The sequence below is a fragment of the Cupriavidus sp. USMAHM13 genome, assembly GCF_001854285.1.
GTDB classification, from domain to species: domain Bacteria; phylum Pseudomonadota; class Gammaproteobacteria; order Burkholderiales; family Burkholderiaceae; genus Cupriavidus; species Cupriavidus malaysiensis.
Window position 1 is genome coordinate 1,879,680 of record NZ_CP017752.1, and the last position, 17,600, is coordinate 1,897,279.

A 17,600-nucleotide genomic window follows, 5' to 3' on the forward strand; every position below is an offset into this window, starting at 1 on the left:
AAAGGAGGATGTCGGTTTTCCGCGCTGCTTGGCACAAGATGCGAGGCGCGTTCTCCGCCGGCTCTCCGCGCGGACGGATGTGATGCAGGGGTTTCCTGGCGGCGCGCTGGTCAACCGGGACCGGGGTCGGCGCGTCAGTGCGGTGTCCAGACCTTGCGGGAGCGATCCGAGCCATGCGCCTCATGAGCCAAGTCCGATGCCGTAGCGGCGGCGCTTGCGCCACCGGGCTGGCGGCGGCCGCCAGGTGGCTTGCGCGGCGCGCGGCCCTGTTGCCGGCCGCGGCGGCCGTGGCCCTGCTCGGAGCCTGCGCTGCAGGCCAGTCCGGCGCGGGCTCCCAGGGCGGCGCGGCCGCGCTCAGCGCCGCCGACCTGCGCTGGCTCGACCGCGTCACCTTCGGCGCCGACCAGGCCAGTATCGCCCGCCTGCAGCGGCTCGGGCGCGAGCGCTTCCTGGACGAACAACTGCGCCTGCCGGCAGCCGACCCACCCGCGCTCGCCGGCCCCATCGCGGCGCTGAGCGTGTCGCAGATGGACGGCACCGAGCGCTACCGCGCGGTGGTGGCCGAGCAGCAGCGCATCAAGGGACTCGCGGACGAGGACGCCAAGCGTCAGGCGAGCGATGCGATCACCCGGTTGGGCAACGACCTGGTGCTGGACACCGCGCGCCGCCACCTGCTGCGCGCGCTCGGCTCGCCGGCGCAACTGCGCGAGCAGATGACCTGGTTCTGGATGAACCATTTCAGCGTCTACTCGGGCAAGGGCACGGTGCGCTGGACCCTGGGCGACTACGAGGACAAGGTGGTGCGCCCGCGCGCGCTGGGCCGCTTCCGCGACCTGCTGCTGGCCACGGTGACCGCGCCGGCCATGCTCGAATACCTCGACAACGCGCAGAGCGCGGCCGGCCATCTCAACGAGAACTACGCGCGTGAACTGATGGAGCTGCACACGCTCGGCGTATCGGGCGGGCCCAGCGGCTCGCGCTATACGCAGCAGGACGTGCAGGAGCTGGCGCGCGTGCTGACCGGGGTGGGGCTGGAGGTGAGCGGGCAGCCCCCCAGGTTGCCGCCGCAGCGCCAGGCGGATTACCGCGCGCAAGGGCTGTTCGCCTTCAATCCGGCACGGCACGACTACGGCGCGAAGACGCTGCTCGGCCACCCGATCGCGCCCGGCGGCTTCCGCGAGGTCGAGCAGGCGGTGGACATCCTGGCCGCCGAGCCTGCCACCGCGCGCTACCTGTCGGCCAAGCTGGCTGCCTGTTTCCTGGCCGACGAGCCGCCGCCTGCGCTGGTCGCGCGCATGGCCGATACCTTCATGCATAGCCGCGGCGATATCGGCGCCGTGCTGAGGACGCTGTTCCTGTCGCCCGAGATGGACCGGGCGGCCGCCGGCGCGGGGCGCAAGTTCAAGGACCCGATGGTGTTCGTGGTGTCCTCGCTGCGCCTGGCCTACGACGGACGGCCGGTGGCCAACGTACGGCCGGCGGTGGGTTGGCTGCAGCAGCTCGGCGAGCCGCTCTACGGGCGCGTGACACCGGACGGCTACCCGCTGGCGGAGAGTGCCTGGGCCAGCTCGGGGCAACTGGTCAAGCGTTTCGAGATCGCGCGCGCGATCGGCAGCGGCCCGGCCGGCCTGTTCCAGGGTGACGATGGCAAGCCGCTGCCGGCCGCCGGTTTTCCGATGCCGGGCAATCGCCTCTATTTCGAGGCCATCGAGCACACGCTCGGTGCCGGCACGCGCACGGCGCTGGCGCAGGCGACCAGCCAGGCCGAGTGGAACACGCTGCTGCTGGCCTCGCCCGAATGGATGCAGCGATGAAGGGGCCCCGGCGCGCATGCGCTCCACGGAGTCGATCATGAACCGTAGAGACTGGTTGAAGGGGGCCGCATCCGGCCTCGGCGCCGCCGGCGCGGCGCTGGCGTGGCCCGGCATCGTGTCGCGCGCCTATGCGTTGCCGGCGCAGGCGGACGCGCGCTTCCTGCTGGTGTTCCTGCGCGGCGGCTATGACGCCTGCAGCGTGCTGGTGCCTGCCGGCAGCGACTTCTATCGCGCGGTGCGGCCCACCATCGCCATCCGCGCCCCGCTCGCCGCCGGTGCGCCGCCGGATCCGGCGGCGGCGCTGGCGCTGGCGGCCGGCTTCGAGGCCGATGCCGGCGCCCGTGGCATCGGCAGCTGGGCGCTGCACCCCGCGCTGCGCGACAGCATGCTGCCGCTGTGGCAGCGGCAGCAGCTCGCCTTCCTGCCGTTCGCCGGTACCGCCGACCTGTCGCGCAGCCATTTCGAGACGCAGGACGGCATCGAGGCAGGGCTGCCGTCGGCGCTGGCCGCCGCCGGCGCTGCGCGCGGCAGCGGCTTCCTGAACCGGCTGGCGCTGGCGATGGGCGGGCGCGCTGCGCCGGTCGCCTTCACCGACGGCATGCCGACCGTGCTGTCGGGCACGCGCGACGTGCCCAATGTCTCGCTCAAGGGCACCGGACGCGCGCCCTTCGACGCACGCCAGACACGCCTGCTGGCGCAGATGTACCGGGGTACGCGCTTCGAGCCGCTGATCGACGAGGGCTTCGAGCTGCGCCAGGCCGTGGCGCAGGAAGCCGAGGCCATGCAGCGCCGCGCCGCCATGCCGGCGGCAGCCATGGGCGACGGCACCAGCGGCACCAGCGGCACCACTGGCACCACCGGCGCCGGCGGCACGCTGGCCGCGCGCCTGGAGGAGATGCAGGCAGCCAACCGGCGCGCGCTCAGCGCCAAGGGCTTCGAACTGGAGGCGCGCCGCATGGCCGGCCTGATGCGGGACAAGTTCAACCTCGCCTTCATCGACGTGGGCGGCTGGGATACCCATGTGAACCAGGGCGCGGCGCAGGGACAGCTGGCCAACCTGCTGGACAATCTCGGGCGCGGCCTGGCCGGTTTCGCCGAGGAGATGGGGCCGGCCTGGAGCAAGACCACGGTGGTGGTGATCTCGGAGTTCGGCCGCACCTTCCGCGAGAACGGCACGCGCGGCACCGACCACGGGCACGGCACCGTCTACTGGGTGGCGGGCGGCACCGTGCGCGGCGGGCGCATCGCCGGTGACCAGGTGGCGGTGGAGGAGCGCACGCTCAACCAGAACCGCGACTGGCCTGTCCTCAACGAGTACCGGGCCGTGCTGGGCGGCTTGTTCCAGCGCCTGTACGGACTCGACGAGTCCCGCCTGGCCCAGGTGTTCCCGGGCGCGCGGCCGCGCGACATCGGCCTGGTCTGAGCGGCAGGGCCGGCCCGCCTGCGCCGTCAGGGGCGGCGGGCGGGCGCCGCCGTATCGCGTGCCTGCCAGCCGGCGGCCAGCCACGGCAGGGCCTGCGCCACGCCCCAGGCGATCTCGAAGACGAGGAAGATCCACAGCAGCCGCGGTCCGCCGCAGGCGAGCGCATAGGCCTGCCATGCCGCGAACAGCGCGCGCGCGGCGGCATCGTAGCCGCCGTGCGAGGGCAGTGGCCGGCGCAGCCGTAGCAGGGCCCAGACCACCACCACGGAACCGAGCAGGTTGGCGAACAGCGTCTGCATCAGGTCCAGCGGCGGCAGCGCGCCCAGGCCGCTGGCGGCACCGGCGGCCGAGAGGGCGGCATGCAGCCAGGCCAGGCTCCAGGGTGTGGCAAAGCCGGCAGTGACCAGCAGGTCGTACCAGGCACTGGCACGCACGAGGCGCAGGTAGCGTTTGCCTGCAAGCGAGGTGGGGAGGGGGTGGTTCATGGTCAGCTCCTTGTCGGTCGTCTCGACGGGAAGGGAAGGCCGGGCGGCCGTCGCCGGCCGCCGCGCCGGCACGGGGTGAGACGTGCCGCAAGGCTGGGGCATGGAGTAAGCTCCAGGGTCAAGCGCCGCCGGCGGGGTGGCGCCAGGACGAGTGGAGGCGCTGGATGCGCATTGGAGAACTGGCCGAGCGGGCAGGACTGTCGCGCGACGCGGTGCGGTTTTATGAAAAGGTGGGCTTGCTGCAGGGACGGCGGCTGGCCAATGGCTATCGGGACTTCCCGCCGGAGACGGTGGAGTGGCTGCGCTATGTGCGCGTCGCGCAGGCGCTGGGTTTTTCGCTGGCCGAAATCGCCGCGCACGGCGCCACGCTGCGGGCGGCGGAGGATCCCGCCGAGACCTTGTCGGCGCTGCTGCGCGCCAAGCTGGCGGTGATCGACGCACGCCTGGCCGAGCTGGGCGCGCTGCGCGGCGAGCTGGCGGCGCGCATCGGCCAGCCTTGCCCTTTTGCACCGGCGGTCCTGACCGGCCCCGACCTTCTCTGACCTTTCCCGACCCATCGCCGGGCCATGCCCGCCCGTCCAACATGTATTCCCTCGACGACCTCAAGCTCTTCGTGCGCACGGCCGAACTGGAGAACCTTTCCGCGGCGGCACGCGAACTCGACCGTACCGCCGCCACCGCCAGCGCCGCGCTGATCCGGCTGGAGCAGCGTCTCAATGCGCGGCTGTTTGCCCGCACCACCCGCCGCATGCGCCTGACCGAGGAGGGCCGGCTGTTCCTGGACGCCGCGCGCAGGGCATTGGCCGCACTGGAAGAAGGCGAGGGCGCCCTGGCCGAGCAACGCGAAGAGCTGGCCGGGCCGCTGCGCCTGTCGGCGCCGTCGGACCTGGGGCGCAGCTGGCTGCGCGGCTGGCTCGACGATTTCCTCGAAACCCACCCGCAGCTTTCGCTGGAATTGTCCATCGGCGATACCCTGGCCGACCTCTTCCGCAGCAATGTGGACCTGGCCGTGCGCGTCGGCTGGCTCGAAGACTCCAGCCTGGTGCGGCGCCAGCTCACCACCACGCGGCGCGTGGCGGTGGCCGCCCCCTCATACCTCGCGCGCGCCGGCAGGCCGGCGTCGCCCGAGCAGCTCGCCCGCCACCAACTGCTGTGCCTGGCGCCCGGAGGACAGGCGCGCATGCGCTGGCGCTTCCAGTCGGGCAGCCAGCAGGTGGAGGTCGAAGCGAGCGGGCGCCGCACCAGCGACGACGGCGCGGTGGTGCGCGACTGGGCGCTGGGCGGGCACGGCATCGCCTTCAAGAGCTGGTTCGACGTCGCCGCCGACATCCGCGACGGCCGGCTCGAACTGCTGCTGCGCGACTGGTACGGGCAGGCCCTGCCGCTGCAGCTCGTGTTCCTGCGCAACCGTTTTCCGGCCTACCGCCAGCGCCGGCTGATCGAGTTCCTGGAGGCGCGCTTCGCGGCCTTCGACGCCGCCTATCCCTTCCCGGCCTGAATGCCGCCGGCGCGCCCCGCAGGGCGCGCTGCCTGTCTGGCGGCAGAGACAAAGCGACATATTTCTTTCACAGAACATCGTCACAATGCGCTCACTGTCGCGGTGACCCGGTGCAGCAGCGCAGCACGGCAGCATGGGGCGGGGATGTGCCAGCCACGTCTTCACCGCGATCAGCCCGTCGATTCCTGCCGATGTCGCGGCGCGTTCCGTCGTCAGCTGCTTCCGTGGTGCCCGGTTCCTCGCGGTTCCGGATGCGCCGGGAGGGCGCTCGCGCCATGCCGGCCGATCGGCCCGGTGCGGTGCGGGCGGGGATCGTCATCCGACAAAAAAAGACCGAGTGAATACAGTGAAGAAAGCTCTCCTTGCATTGGCCGCCGCCGCGGTCTCCGGCGGGGCCTACGCCCAGGCCGCGTCCAACGTGACGCTCTACGGCATCGTCGATGCCGGCATCGAAGTGGCCAGCCACGCCCCGGCTGCCAACAACGGCAGCGAGACCGTCTATCGCATGAACTCGGGCAACCTGTCCGGGTCGCGCTGGGGCCTGCGCGGCACCGAAGACCTGGGTAACAACCTCAAGGGCATCTTCGTGCTGGAAAGCGGCTTCGACCTCGACACCGGCATGTCCGGCCAGGGCAACCGCCTGTTCGGCCGCCAGGCCTACGTCGGCGTGCAGGGCGACTTCGGCGCCGTCACGCTGGGCCGCCAGCAGAACGCGCTGTACGACCTGTTCGGCGCCTACGATCCGATGGGCGTGGGCCCGCGCTACTCGCTGAACAGCGTCGACTCGCTGTTCAACGGCCGTGCCGACAACGCTGTCAAGTACACCGGCAAGTTCGGCGGCCTGACCGCCACCGCCTTCTACAGCTTCGGCCGCGACAACAACGGCGAGACCCCGGGCGCCTTCAAGGCCGCCAAGAACTTCGGCGGCGGCGTGTCGTACGGCAACGGCCCGTTCTCGGCCGGCGTGGCCTATGACCAGTTCCAGGGCGCCACCGCGGCGCTGCAGGACCGCGCGGCCCGCCGCGTGGCCGTGGGCGCGTCCTACGCCTTCGGCGATGCCAAGGTCTTCGCCGGCTACCGCTGGCTGCGCGACGAAGGCACCGCCAGCGCCACCGCCGCGGTGACCCGCAACAACGTCTACTGGCTCGGCGCGCAGTACCGCGTGATGCCGGCGCTGATGCTGACCGGCGCGGCCTACTACACCGACACCAAGAACAGCGGCGCCGATCCGTGGCTGTTCGCGCTGGTGGCCGACTACTCGCTGTCCAAGCGCACCGACGCCTACGCGATGCTGGGCTACACCAAGAACAAGAACGGCTCGGCGCTGGGCCTGAGCGGCAACGGCACCGTGGTCGCCGGCCAGAACCAGGCCGGCGCCACCATCGGCCTGCGCCACCGCTTCTGAGCGGAGCGCCCGCAAGGAACGGGGCGCGGCGGCTGGTGTAGACTGGGGCGGCTTTCCTACGTCCCGGTCCGTACCGCATGCCGCCTGCCGCTTCCCGTCCCGCCTTGCTGATCAGTTCCTGCCTGCTGGGCCGGCCCGTGCGCTACGACGGCCAGGGCAAGGCGCAGCCGGATGCCGTGCTGGCGCGGCTGCGCGAGGTCTTCGAACTGGTGCCGGCCTGTCCCGAGCTGCTGGGCGGCCTGCCGGTGCCGCGACCGCCGGCGGAAATCGTCGGCGGCAGCGGGCCGCAGGTGCTGGCCGGCGTCGCCGTGGTGCGCGAGCGCAGCGGCGGCGACGTCAGCGCAGCCTTTGTATCCGGTGCGCAGCAGGCCCTGGCGCTCGCGCGCGAGCGCGGCTGCCGCCATGCCCTGTTGAAGGCATTCAGTCCCTCCTGCGGCAACCGCGCGCATTACGACGGCAGCTTCACCGGTGCGCACCGTGCGGGGCAGGGCGTGGCCGCCGCGTTGCTGGCCGAGGCCGGGCTCATGGTGTGGAACGAGGACGAGGTCGATGCCTTGCTGCGCGCCGTTGCCGATGCCGTTGCGGAAGACGCCGGCGCCGATTCAACGCTTGCCGCTTCCGGTCTTCCTCGCTAAGATGTGTTCCGCCTGCCGCACCAACGGCAGGACGCGTCGCTCGGACGGTTCCGGGCGCTTACGTTGAAAGGAACTCCATGTCTGCCGCTTCGGGCAAGCGCCGCTTTGCGCGCATCGATCGCCTTCCCCCCTACGTTTTCAATATCACCGCCGAGTTGAAGATGGCCGCCCGCCGCCGTGGCGAGGACATCATCGACATGAGCATGGGCAACCCCGACGGTGCCACGCCGCCGCATATCGTGGCCAAGCTCACCGAGGCCGCCCAGCGCGCCGACACCCACGGCTATTCGGCCTCCAAGGGTATCCCGCGCCTGCGCCGCGCCATCTCGCACTGGTACCGCGAACGCTACGAGGTCGATATCGACCCCGACAGCGAAGCCATCGTCACCATCGGTTCCAAGGAAGGCCTGGCCCACCTGATGCTGGCCACGCTCGACCGCGGCGATACCGTGCTGGTGCCCGATCCCAGCTACCCGATCCACATCTACGGGGCGGTGATCGCCGGCGCCGATATCCGCTCGGTGCCGCTGACGCCCGGGGTGGACTTCTTCGCCGAGCTGGAAAGCGCGATCCGCGGCAGCTATCCCAAGCCCAAGATGATCGTGCTGGGCTTCCCCTCCAACCCGACCGCGCAATGCGTCGAGCTGGACTTCTTCGAACGCGTCATCGCGCTGGCGCGCAAGCACGATATCTTCGTGGTGCACGACCTGGCCTATGCCGACATCGTCTTCGACGGCTGGAAGGCGCCGTCGATCATGCAGGTGCCGGGGGCGAAGGACATCGCGGTGGAGTTCTTCACGCTGTCCAAGAGCTACAACATGGCGGGCTGGCGCATCGGCTTCATGGTCGGCAATCCGGACCTGGTGGCGGCGCTCACGCGCATCAAGAGCTATCACGACTACGGCACCTTCACGCCGCTGCAGGTGGCCGCGATCGCCGCGCTCGAAGGCGACCAGCAATGCGTGAAGGAGATCGCGGCGCAATACCAGTCGCGCCGCGACGTGCTGGCGCGCGGGCTGATCGAGTCCGGCTGGCCGGTGGAGATCCCCAAGGCGTCGATGTATATCTGGGCGCGCATCCCGGAGCCCTACCGTGCGCTGGGTTCGCTCGAGTTCTCCAAGCAGCTGCTGGCCAAGGCCAAGGTGTGCGTGTCGCCCGGCATCGGCTTCGGCGACTACGGCGACGAGTACGTGCGCTTCGCGCTGATCGAGAACGAGTCGCGTATCCGCCAGGCGGTGCGCGGCATCAAGACCATGTTCCGCGCCGACGGGCTGGTCAAGGTACCGGTGGACGAGCACCATCCGCAGCCGGGCAAGGCCAAGGGCTGAGCCTCGTCCAGCGCATATCGGGCGCCATGTGCGGCTGGCGCCGTCCGGCGCGGCCGGCTGCCGCCCCGGAGTGTCTCGATGGGCACCCGGAGCGGGACCGGCCGGGCGTGGCGCAGTCGTCGCTGCCTATACTGGATTCATTGTCGTTCAATCGGCCCGGCCGCTTGCCGCCGGGCCATGGGAGAACCACGATGCAACGGTATGCCATCCTGATCGCGGCGCTGCTGCCGCTGGCCCTGGCGGGCTGCGTGTCCTTCAGCAGCAGCGACCCCAATCCCCCAGCAAAGACAACCGTCGTGGTGCCTCCGCAAGGTGCCACGGTGTGCACGCCGTCACCGTGCTAGTGCCGGCGCCTGCTGCCGCGCCAGCCCGCGCGCCTGCCGCATCAGCGTGCCGGCGAGCAGGATGTTGCCGTCGACCGGGAGCGCCGCCGCGCGCAGCCCCTCGGCCGTCCAGGTATTGCAGGTGAAGAAGGCATCGTAGGTGCCGGTGGCGGCGAAGAACACACTGCCCGGATACGGGCCATCGCCAAGGCGCATGGCTTGTCCGTCAGCGGTGTCCTGCACGGAGGCGCGCAGATAGGCCTGCAGGCCTTCCAGACCGTTCGCGCCGACTTCGAGATTGACTACCTCCCTCGCGCCGAAGGCGGCTTCCGGCGGCGCGTTCAGCACCGTCATCAGCAGCGCGGCCCGGCTCGGCAGCAGCGCTGAAAGCGTGGCCAGCACGCCATGCTCGCGCGCCATGACGAATTGCCGCTCGCCGAAACCGAAGCAGAGAAAGCGCGCGCCGTCGAATCCACTGGCCAGTGCCCGCACGCGCTCGCCCGCATCGGGGTACGCCAGGCAGATGTCGGTGTGCCAGCCGCGCGCGACCACGGCGATGCGGGTCACCGGCGGACCGCCCGGCACGGGGGGCGGGGCCGACGCGCAGCCGGCGAGCAGCAGCATTGCCAGCGCCAGCAGGCGCGGACGCGGTGTGGGGCAGGGCGGGCCGTTCCGGCGCAACTGGGCTCCTGTCGATAGGTTCCTGTCGATGGACCATGCATCGCATGGCCCTGCGGGAAGTGTAGGCGGCGCACCGCTGCCTGCCGCAAGCCCGGAACGCGGGCGCATCAGGACAGGGCGCCCGCCTGCTCCAGCACGAACGCTGCCCGCCGGGCGACGCTGCCCGGCGGCACCTCGACCAGTTGGTAGCCATAGGCCGCGTAAGTGGCCCGCATCGCTTCGCAGGTACGCACGGCCTCTTCGTAGCTCTGCCGGCGTTCGGCGTCCTGCGTGAAGATCTCGTGCCAGGGCGGCAGCAGGAAGACCTGAGGGCGATAGCGGAAGATGCGCGCGGCGCGCTCGACGTGCGCGGGCACAGGCAGCCCGCTCAGGCGCAGGTAGCCGGCCACGTCCGGCATGCCGCGGTCGAAGAAGACCAGGCCGGGCTGGCGGCCGGCGAGATGATAGGAGCGCATCTCCCAGGCCAGCATGGCTTCGGCGAAGGCCGTCGCATCGCACCAGGGCAGCGCGTTGCCGCCGATGGCGACCTGGTCCCGGATGATGCCGCGCCCCGCTTCTTCGCTGCAGGCATAGCCGGCGCTGGCGAGGGCTTCCAGCAGGGTCGTCTTGCCGGCGCCGGGGCCGCCGGTCAGTACGATGAAGCGGGATGATGCGGAGGTGTCGGCAACGGATGTGGTGGGCATGGCAAAGGGCTGGGCAGGAGGGTGGCGGGGGCGGCGTCACGCTGTCGCGACGCCTGCCGGGCTGGGAATCGGGGACGCGCAGGAGGGGGAGCGCAGGAGAGCAGCGCAGGAGAGGAGCGCGCGCGGGAGGGCGAAGCGGGGCGGCGGCTGCGCAGTAGTGCGGGGGAGCGGCGAGGCGGGCGGCGATCGTTGCGGCGCGCAAGGCGCGCGCCGCGCCGGCGCCGCTTCAGGTCCGGCGCACGTGGCCGAGCGTGGCGATCACGAAGCCGGTAAGGAAGACTCCGGAGCACAGCAACAGCCAGTCGCCGCTCATCAGGTTGACCAGGTAACCGGTGGGCGAGGAGCCGTCGGGGATCAGGTGGATGCGATAGCCTTCCAGCATCAACCGGAACAGGTGGGGGTTGCCGGGCACTTCGCTGAAGGGGATGGCGATCAGCAGGCCGACCACTGCGAGGGCGATCGCGATACCCATGATTCTATAGCCGAGCGTTCTCATGCGCTGGATGTCCTAGTTGTGCCGCCTGGCGCCGGCGGCCCGGGTGCTGCGGTGAGCAGGGCGCGATGCCGCGTGAAGCCAGTCGTTGGTGAACCAAAGCATCATTTTGGCCGATAGTGATGTATCCGCCTCTGACTTTGGTCAAGTCATGGCAGCTTGCCGGCGGCGCGGCCGGGCGCTTGCGCGTAGTCGACCGCTGCATCGGACGGGCGCGGCGTGTCGCCGGTGTGCTCCAGCCAGCCGCCGCCCAGCGCCTGGTACAGGTCGACCAGGTTGGTCAGGCGCTGCAGCCGGGCCGTGATCAGCTGCTGCTGGGCCGAGTAGAAATCGGTCTGCGCCGTCAGCACGCTCAGGTAGCTGTCGACCCCGTTGCGGTAGCGCATTTCGGACAACTCCAGGCGCCGGCGCTGGGTGCTGGTGAAGAGCGCCAGCGAGCGGATCTGGTTGTCATAGGTGCCGCGCGCGGCGAGCCCGTCGGCGACTTCGCGGAAGGCGGTCTGGATCGCCTTCTCGTAGTTGGCGATGTCGATGCGTTTCTGCACGTGCGCCAGGTCGAGGTTGGCGACGTTCTGCCCGCCCTCGAAGATGGGCAGGGTGATCTGCGGCGTGAACGACCATGCGGCGGAGCCCGGCTTGAACAGGCCGCCGAAGGTGGGCGACAGCGTGCCGCCGCTGCCGGTCAGCGTCACGCGCGGGAAGAAGGCCGCGCGCGCGGCGCCGATATTGGCGTTGGCACCGCGCAGCACCTGCTCGGCGGCGGCGATGTCGGGGCGGCGCGCGAGCAGGTCGGATGGAAGCCCGGGCGGAATGTCGGCCAGCAGGTCCTGGCTGTCCAGCGCCAGGCCGGCAGGCAGATCGGCCGGCAGCGGCTCGCCCACCAGCAGCACCAGCGCATTCTCGGCCTGGGCGCGCAGCCGCTGCTGCGACTCGAGGTTGGCGCGCGCCTGCTCGACCACGCCCTCGGCCTGGCGCAGGGCCAGCTCGGAGCCGGTGCCGGTGTCGAACTGCAGCTTGGTGATGCGGAGTGACTCCTGTGCCGTCGCCAGGGTGTTGCGCGTGACGGTGAGCGCATCGTCGTAGGCCAGCATGGTCAGGTACTGGTCGGCCACCGCCGACACCAGCGCGATCTCCGCCGCCTTGCGGTTCTCGGCCTGGGCGAAATACTGCGCCAGCGCCTGGTCCTTGAGGCTGCGGACGCGGCCGAAAAAGTCGATCTCCCAGGAGACGTCGAGGCCGACCGAATATTCCGTGGTGATCGGCTTGCCGCTCAGGGTCAGGTCCTTGGGCGTGCGCGTCCGGGTCATCGAGCCGGCCGCGCTGAGCGCGGGGAACAGCGCGGCGCGCGCGATCTGGTACTGCGCGCGGGAGGCTTCGATATTGAGCACCGCCACGCGCAGGTTACGGTTGTTGCGCAGCGCCAGTTCGACCAGCTGCTGCAGGCGTGCGTCGGCGAAGAAATCGCGCCAGCCGATCTCGGGCGCGGCCAGGCCCGCGGCGCTGCGGCTCTTGTCGGCGGCGCCGGCCGCCTCCGGCTGGTGGTCGTAGACGCCGCCCCGCGGGAAATCCGCGTCGACCGGCGCGGCGGGACGCTCGTAGCGGGGCGCGAGCGTGCAGCCGGCGGCGAGCACGGCGGTGCAGGCGGCGATCAGGCTTTGTCTGCGCATCTCAAGGTCCTTCCGTGGGCACGGCCGTGCCGCCGGCGCCGGGTCCGCCCGCGCCGGGCGGCGTGGCCCGTGCCGGCTCGACCTTCTGCTTGCTGAAGCGGCTGATCACGACGAAGAACATCGGGATCATGAAGATGGCGAGGAAGGTGGCGGTCACCATGCCGCCGATCACGCCGGTGCCGATCGCGTGCTGGCTGCCCGAGCCCGCGCCGTTGCTGACCGCCAGCGGCGTGACGCCGAGGATGAAGGCCAGCGAGGTCATCAGGATCGGGCGCAGCCGCAGGCGCGCCGCTTCCACCGCTGCCTCGACCGCCGACAGGCCCTGGTCGCGCAGATCGCGTGCGAATTCCACGATCAGGATGGCGTTCTTGGCCGACAGGCCGACCGTGGTCAGCAGGCCGACCTGGAAGAACACGTCGTTCTCCAGGCCGCGCAGCGTGGTCGCCAGCAGCGCGCCGACCACGCCGAGCGGCACCACCATGATCACCGAGAAGGGGATCGACCAGCTCTCGTAGAGCGCGGCCAGGCACAGGAACACGAACAGGATCGAGATGCCGTACAGGATCGGCGCCTGCGAGCCCGACTGCCGCTCCTGGTAGGACAGGCCGGTCCATTCGTAGCCGATGCCATCGGGCAGCTTGGCGGCGATGGCTTCGACCGCGGTCATGGCCTGTCCGGTGGACTTGCCCGGTGCCGCCGCGCCCTGGATTTCCACCGCGGGAATGCCGTTGTAGCGCTCCAGCTTGGGCGAACCGTAGATCCACTGGCCGCTGCTGAAGGCGCTGAACGGCACCATGGTGCCGGCGGCGTTGCGCACGTACCAGTAGCTCAGGTCGTCCGGGTTCATGCGGAAGCGCGCGTCGCCCTGGGCGTAGACCTTCTTGATGCGGTTGTCCAGGTCGAGGAAGTTATTGACGTAGGACGATGCCCAGGCGATGGAGAAGGTCTGGTCGATGCTGCTGGTGGTGAGGCCCAGCGCGTTGGCCTTCTCGCGGTCGATGTTGATCTTGAACTGCGGCGTGTCGTTGAGGCCGTTGGGCCGCACCTGCGCCAGCGAGGGGTCCTTGGCCGCCATGCCCAGCAGCATGTTGCGCGCCTCCATCAACTTCTCGTGGCCGAGGCCGGCGCGGTCCTGCAGCTCGAAGTCGAAGCCGGAAGCGGTGCCCAGCTCGGGGATCGAGGGCGGGTTGACCGGGAACACATTGGCGTCCTTGTAGGGCGCGAAGTGGGCGAACATGCGGCCGACCAGGGCCGGCACCTTGAGGTTCGCCGTCTTGCGCTGGCTCCAGTCGCGCATGCGCACGAAGGCCAGGCCCGAGTTCTGGCCGCGGCCCGCGAAGCTGAAGCCGTTCACCGTCAGCACCGCCTCCACCGAATCGCGTTCGTCTTCCAGCAGGTAGCGGCGCACATCGTCCAGCACCTTCTGCGTGCGCTCCTGGGTGGAGCCGACCGGGGCCTGCACCAGCACGAACATGGAGCCCTGGTCCTCCTCCGGCAGGAAGGATTTCGGCAGCTTGAGGAACAGCACCGCCACCACCGCGATCACCATCAGGTAGATGATCAGCCAGCGCCCGGAGCGGCGGATCACGTGCTTCACGCCGCCGTGGTAACGCTGCTGGCTGGCGGTGAAGGTGCGGTTGAACCAGCCGAAGAAGCCTTTCTTCTCCTCGTGGTGGCCCTGCGGGATGGGCTTGAGCATGGAAGCGCACAGGGCCGGGGTCAGGATCAGCGCGACCATCACGGACAGGATCATGGCCGAGACGATGGTCAGCGAGAACTGCCGGTAGATGGCGCCGACCGAGCCGCCGGAGAAGGCGACCGGCACGAACACGGCCGACAGCACCAGCGCCACGCCCACCAGCGCGCCGGTGATCTGCTCCATGGCCTTGCGGGTGGCGTCGCGCGGCGACAGTCCCTCCTCGGCCATCACGCGCTCGACGTTCTCCACCACCACGATGGCGTCGTCCACCAGCAGGCCGATGGCCAGCACCAGCCCGAACATCGACAAGGTATTGATGGAGAAGCCCACCACCGCCATCACGGCGAAGGTACCCAGCAGCACCACCGGCACGGCGATGGTGGGGATCAGGGTGGCGCGCAGGTTCTGCAGGAACAGGTACATCACCAGGAACACCAGCACGATGCCTTCCAGCAGCGTCTTGACCACTTCCTCGATCGACAGCTTGACGAAGGGCGTGGTGTCGTACGGGAATTCCACCACCAGGCCGCTGGGGAAGTACCTGGACAAGGCGGCGATCTTCTCGCGCACGGCCTTGGCGGTGTTCAGCGCATTGGCGCCGGTGGCGAGCTGGATGCCGAAGGCGGCGGTCGGCTGGCCGTTGTACTGCGTGTCGAAGTTGTAGGTCTCGCCACCGAGTTCGATGCGGGCCACGTCGCGCAGGCGCACCTGCGAGCCGTCGGTGTTGACCTTGAGCAGGATGTCGCCGAATTGCGCGGGGGTCTGCAGCAGCGTGGCCTCGGTGATGGTGGCCTGCAGCATCTGGCCGGGCACGGACGGCGTGCCGCCCAGGCTGCCGCCGGCGATCTGCACGTTCTGCGCCTGCACGGCCGCGGTGATGTCCAGCGGCGTCAGGCTGTAGTTGTTCAGCTTGGTCGGGTCCAGCCAGATGCGCATGGCGTACTGCGAGCCGAACAGCGTGACCGTGCCGACGCCGTCGATGCGGCTGATCGGGTCGAGCACGTTGGAGGCCACGTAGTTCGCCAGGTCGTAGCGGCTCATGCTGCCGTCCTTGGAGACGAAGGCGAGCACCAGCAGGAAGCTGCTGCTCGACTTGGTCACCTTGGTACCGAGCTGCTGCACCACCTGCGGCAGCAGCGGCGTGGCGAGCTGCAGCTTGTTCTGCACCTGCACCTGCGCGATGTCCGGGTTGGTGCCGGCGGCGAAGGTGAGCGTGATGGTGGCGGTGCCGGAGTCATCGCTGGTCGAGGACAGGTAGAGCAGGTGGTCGAGGCCGCTCATCTGCTGCTCGATCACCTGCGTCACCGTGTTCTCGACGGTCTTGGCCGAGGCGCCGGGATAGTTGGCGCTGATCTGCACCGCGGGCGGCGCGATGGTCGGGTACTGCGCGATCGGCAGCGTGATGATGGAGGCCACGCCGGCCAGCATCAGGATGATGGCGATGACCCAGGCGAAGATCGGATGGTCGATGAAGAACTTTGCCATGGCGCCGGCTCCCGTCTATCGCGCCGCCGAGGCGGAAGCCGGGGCCGCCGGGGCCGGGGCCGAGGCGCCCGCCGTGGCGGGCGCGGAAACTGGCGGGGCCGCCTGCGCCCCCGAGGCCGGCCCGGCCGGCAGCCTGGGCGCCACCGGCTTGACGGTCATGCCCGGCTTGACCTTCTCCACGCCGTTGACGACCACGCGCTCGCCCGGGCTCAGGCCGCTGTCGATCACCCAGTAGCTGCCATAGGTGCCGGCCGTGACCAGCTTGCGCTGCGCGACCTTGTTGTCCTTGTCGAGCACCAGCGCCACCGGCTGCCCCTTCTGGTCGTGGGTGACGCCGATCTGCGGCACGATGATGGCGCGGTCGTTGGTGCCCTGGTCGATGCGGGCGCGCACGAACATGCCGGGCAGCAGCACGCCGTCCTTATTGGGGAAGATGGCCCGCACGGTGACCGAGCCGGTGGTCTGGTCGACGCTGACGTCGGTGAACTGCAGCTTGCCGGACGCGCCGTAGCTGCGCCCGTCCTCCAGCACCAGCGCGACCTTGGCGGCATTGGCGCCGTTCACCTGCAGGCGCCCCTCCTGGATCTGGCGGCGCAGCTTGAGGCCGTCCACGCTGGACTGGGTCAGATTGACGTAGATCGGGTCGAGCTGCTGGACCGTGGCCAGCAGCGTGGCCTGGCTGGCCTGCACGTAGGCGCCGGGGGTCACCTGCGACAGGCCGATGCGGCCGGTGATCGGCGAGGTCACGTCGGTGTAGCCCAGGTTGATCTGCGCAGTCTGCACGGCGGCCTTGCCGGCCGCCACGTCGGCCTGGGCCTGTCCCAGCGCTGCCACGGCATTGTCGTAGTCCTGCTTGCTGACGGCGTTGCCGGCGACCAGCACCTTGTAGCGCTGCACCAGGGCCTGCTGGGTGGCCACGTTGGCTTCGGCCTTCGCCAGCGCGGCCTTGGCGCTGTTCAGTGCGGCGATGTAGGGCTGCGGGTCGATCTTGTACAGCAACTGCCCGGCCTTGACGTCATCGCCTTCGGTGAAGACCCGGCGCAGCACGATGCCATCCACGCGGGCGCGCACCTGGGCCACCAGGAAGGCACTGGTGCGGCCGGGCAGTTCGCTGACGACGGGAACCGGTGTCGTCTGCACCGTATAGACGCCGGCCTCCGGCATCGGCGCCTGCGGGGCGGCCTGCTTCTTCCCGCATGCCGACAGTGCGGCGGCCGCCGCCGCACAGACCAGGAGAGAGGAAACCCGTTCGACGCGCATAGAGGAACCTCGGTTTCAATACGGTTGGGCTGGACCGGCTGGCGGGATGGCGGACCCGCACCACGCTGCGGCATGGCCGGCGCGGCCATGCGCACCGCTGGGGAGATGCTGCGCTGTTGGCGCGTCAGGCGCATGACAGGCATGGCCGCGCGGGCGCATGGAGTACTGCAGGAGGCCGGCGCGCCGCATGCGGCGGTGCCGGCCGGAGGAAGAACGGGTCGCGGTTCCGGTCCGGGAGGGTGGCATGTCGTCACCGGTGCAGGCGGTGCATCTGGCTAGGCAGGCAGTTCCTTGTCGGTGGTCGGCGGCTATTCCTGCCGGTGCGGCAGAGCCGCGGCGTTGAGGGCGCGGTGGGCGGGCAGGCGGTGGGGTGGGAGACGCGTCATGCTCGATCAGTGAAAGGCGCCCTGCGCAGAGGGCGCGGTTGCCGGCTGCCGCACGCGGATCGCGCCCGGGGCCGCCTTGCCGCCGAAGCCGATGCGGCTCCTGCCACGGCGTCTTCGACCCGGCCGCCGGATCACGGCGGCATCCATTACATCACTTTAGGTCACGCCGGAGACAATGCAAGGAACGGGTCACGGTTCCATGAGCGCCGCCGCCAGGCGTCCGGGCATGTCCCGCCGGCATGCGTGGCTGCTGCTCAGGGAGGTCGACCACGCCATGTCGGCACCCGCGGTGGCCTCGGAGCACGGCGGCGGCAGCGTGCCGACGCCGGAAGGGG

At 70.3% G+C, this 17,600-nt stretch carries 15 protein-coding genes; 8 read left to right on the plus strand and 7 right to left on the minus strand.

What is annotated here, in order from left to right; genetic code table 11:
* The first annotated feature begins 182 nt into the window (after nt 1-182).
* Together BKK81_RS26535 and BKK81_RS26540 are read left to right on the plus strand one after the other, a co-directional pair.
* A complete protein-coding gene (locus BKK81_RS26535; protein WP_071019070.1) occupies nt 183-1,814 on the plus strand; it encodes a DUF1800 domain-containing protein in 1,632 nt (543 codons plus the stop codon).
* Between the two features lie 37 nt (nt 1,815-1,851).
* Complete coding sequence (locus BKK81_RS26540) at nt 1,852-3,237, plus strand: DUF1501 domain-containing protein (RefSeq protein WP_071022395.1); 1,386 nt, start codon at nt 1,852-1,854, stop codon at nt 3,235-3,237.
* A 26-nt stretch (nt 3,238-3,263) separates the two neighbouring features.
* Here the strand turns inward: BKK81_RS26540 and BKK81_RS26545 are convergent, their stop codons facing one another.
* Nucleotides 3,264-3,722, minus strand: coding sequence for a hypothetical protein (locus BKK81_RS26545; RefSeq protein WP_071019072.1), 459 nt, complete (start codon nt 3,720-3,722; stop codon nt 3,264-3,266).
* Nucleotides 3,723-3,886: 164 nt separating this feature from the next.
* Here BKK81_RS26545 and BKK81_RS26550 point away from each other — a divergent pair, with 164 nt between their 5' ends.
* The 6 genes from BKK81_RS26550 (at nt 3,887) to BKK81_RS35685 (ending at nt 8,932) form a co-directional block, all read left to right on the plus strand.
* A complete protein-coding gene (locus BKK81_RS26550; protein WP_071019074.1) occupies nt 3,887-4,264 on the plus strand; it encodes a MerR family transcriptional regulator in 378 nt (125 codons plus the stop codon).
* Nucleotides 4,265-4,305: 41 nt separating this feature from the next.
* Nucleotides 4,306-5,220, plus strand: coding sequence for a LysR family transcriptional regulator (locus BKK81_RS26555; RefSeq protein WP_071019075.1), 915 nt, complete (start codon nt 4,306-4,308; stop codon nt 5,218-5,220).
* A 346-nt stretch (nt 5,221-5,566) separates the two neighbouring features.
* Nucleotides 5,567-6,625 (plus strand): porin, encoded by a 1,059-nt coding sequence (locus BKK81_RS26560; RefSeq protein WP_071019077.1) that lies wholly within the window; start codon nt 5,567-5,569, stop codon nt 6,623-6,625.
* A gap of 77 nt (nt 6,626-6,702) precedes the next feature.
* Entirely contained in the window at nt 6,703-7,260 is a 558-nt protein-coding gene (locus BKK81_RS26565) for a DUF523 domain-containing protein (RefSeq protein WP_071019078.1), read from the plus strand.
* A gap of 77 nt (nt 7,261-7,337) precedes the next feature.
* Entirely contained in the window at nt 7,338-8,588 is a 1,251-nt protein-coding gene (gene alaC, locus BKK81_RS26570; RefSeq protein ID WP_071019080.1) for an alanine transaminase, read from the plus strand.
* Nucleotides 8,589-8,779: 191 nt separating this feature from the next.
* Complete coding sequence (locus tag BKK81_RS35685; RefSeq protein ID WP_156811454.1) at nt 8,780-8,932, plus strand: hypothetical protein; 153 nt, start codon at nt 8,780-8,782, stop codon at nt 8,930-8,932.
* Here the strand turns inward: BKK81_RS35685 and BKK81_RS26575 are convergent.
* The 6 genes from BKK81_RS26575 to BKK81_RS26600 all read right to left on the minus strand — a co-directional run bounded on the left by BKK81_RS26575 (nt 8,921) and on the right by BKK81_RS26600 (nt 16,879).
* Nucleotides 8,921-9,592, minus strand: a complete 672-nt coding sequence (locus tag BKK81_RS26575) for a DUF2459 domain-containing protein (RefSeq protein WP_071019082.1) — start codon at nt 9,590-9,592, stop codon at nt 8,921-8,923. The genes BKK81_RS35685 and BKK81_RS26575 overlap by 12 nt on opposite strands.
* 107 nt (nt 9,593-9,699) lie before the next feature.
* The gene (locus BKK81_RS26580; protein ID WP_071019084.1) at nt 9,700-10,275 is read right to left on the minus strand and encodes an AAA family ATPase; all 576 of its coding nucleotides are present in this window, start codon (nt 10,273-10,275) and stop codon (nt 9,700-9,702) included.
* 226 nt (nt 10,276-10,501) lie between these two features.
* Complete coding sequence (locus BKK81_RS26585; protein ID WP_071019085.1) at nt 10,502-10,747, minus strand: hypothetical protein; 246 nt, start codon at nt 10,745-10,747, stop codon at nt 10,502-10,504.
* A gap of 170 nt (nt 10,748-10,917) precedes the next feature.
* The gene (locus tag BKK81_RS26590) at nt 10,918-12,435 is read right to left on the minus strand and encodes an efflux transporter outer membrane subunit (protein ID WP_071019087.1); all 1,518 of its coding nucleotides are present in this window, start codon (nt 12,433-12,435) and stop codon (nt 10,918-10,920) included.
* 1 nt (nt 12,436) lies between these two features.
* A complete protein-coding gene (locus tag BKK81_RS26595; protein WP_071019090.1) occupies nt 12,437-15,619 on the minus strand; it encodes an efflux RND transporter permease subunit in 3,183 nt (1,060 codons plus the stop codon).
* A gap of 15 nt (nt 15,620-15,634) precedes the next feature.
* Nucleotides 15,635-16,879 (minus strand): efflux RND transporter periplasmic adaptor subunit, encoded by a 1,245-nt coding sequence (locus tag BKK81_RS26600; protein WP_071019092.1) that lies wholly within the window; start codon nt 16,877-16,879, stop codon nt 15,635-15,637.
* Nucleotides 16,880-17,600 lie beyond the last annotated feature (721 nt).

Bases quoted from the DNA above. Each gene is read 5' to 3' on its own strand.
- BKK81_RS26595 (WP_071019090.1), bottom strand. From the start codon at position 15,619: ATGGCAAAGTTCTTCATCGACCATCCGATCTTCGCCTGGGTCATCGCC.
- BKK81_RS26590 (WP_071019087.1), bottom strand. From the start codon at position 12,435: ATGCGCAGACAAAGCCTGATCGCCGCCTGCACCGCCGTGCTCGCCGCC.
- BKK81_RS26565 (WP_071019078.1), top strand. From the start codon at position 6,703: ATGCCGCCTGCCGCTTCCCGTCCCGCCTTGCTGATCAGTTCCTGCCTG.
- BKK81_RS26545 (WP_071019072.1), bottom strand. From the start codon at position 3,722: ATGAACCACCCCCTCCCCACCTCGCTTGCAGGCAAACGCTACCTGCGC.
- BKK81_RS26580 (WP_071019084.1), bottom strand. From the start codon at position 10,275: ATGCCCACCACATCCGTTGCCGACACCTCCGCATCATCCCGCTTCATC.
- BKK81_RS35685 (WP_156811454.1), top strand. From the start codon at position 8,780: ATGCAACGGTATGCCATCCTGATCGCGGCGCTGCTGCCGCTGGCCCTG.
- BKK81_RS26535 (WP_071019070.1), top strand. From the start codon at position 183: ATGAGCCAAGTCCGATGCCGTAGCGGCGGCGCTTGCGCCACCGGGCTG.
- BKK81_RS26585 (WP_071019085.1), bottom strand. From the start codon at position 10,747: ATGGGTATCGCGATCGCCCTCGCAGTGGTCGGCCTGCTGATCGCCATC.
- alaC (WP_071019080.1), top strand. From the start codon at position 7,338: ATGTCTGCCGCTTCGGGCAAGCGCCGCTTTGCGCGCATCGATCGCCTT.
- BKK81_RS26555 (WP_071019075.1), top strand. From the start codon at position 4,306: ATGTATTCCCTCGACGACCTCAAGCTCTTCGTGCGCACGGCCGAACTG.
- BKK81_RS26540 (WP_071022395.1), top strand. From the start codon at position 1,852: ATGAACCGTAGAGACTGGTTGAAGGGGGCCGCATCCGGCCTCGGCGCC.
- BKK81_RS26600 (WP_071019092.1), bottom strand. From the start codon at position 16,879: ATGCGCGTCGAACGGGTTTCCTCTCTCCTGGTCTGTGCGGCGGCGGCC.
- BKK81_RS26550 (WP_071019074.1), top strand. From the start codon at position 3,887: ATGCGCATTGGAGAACTGGCCGAGCGGGCAGGACTGTCGCGCGACGCG.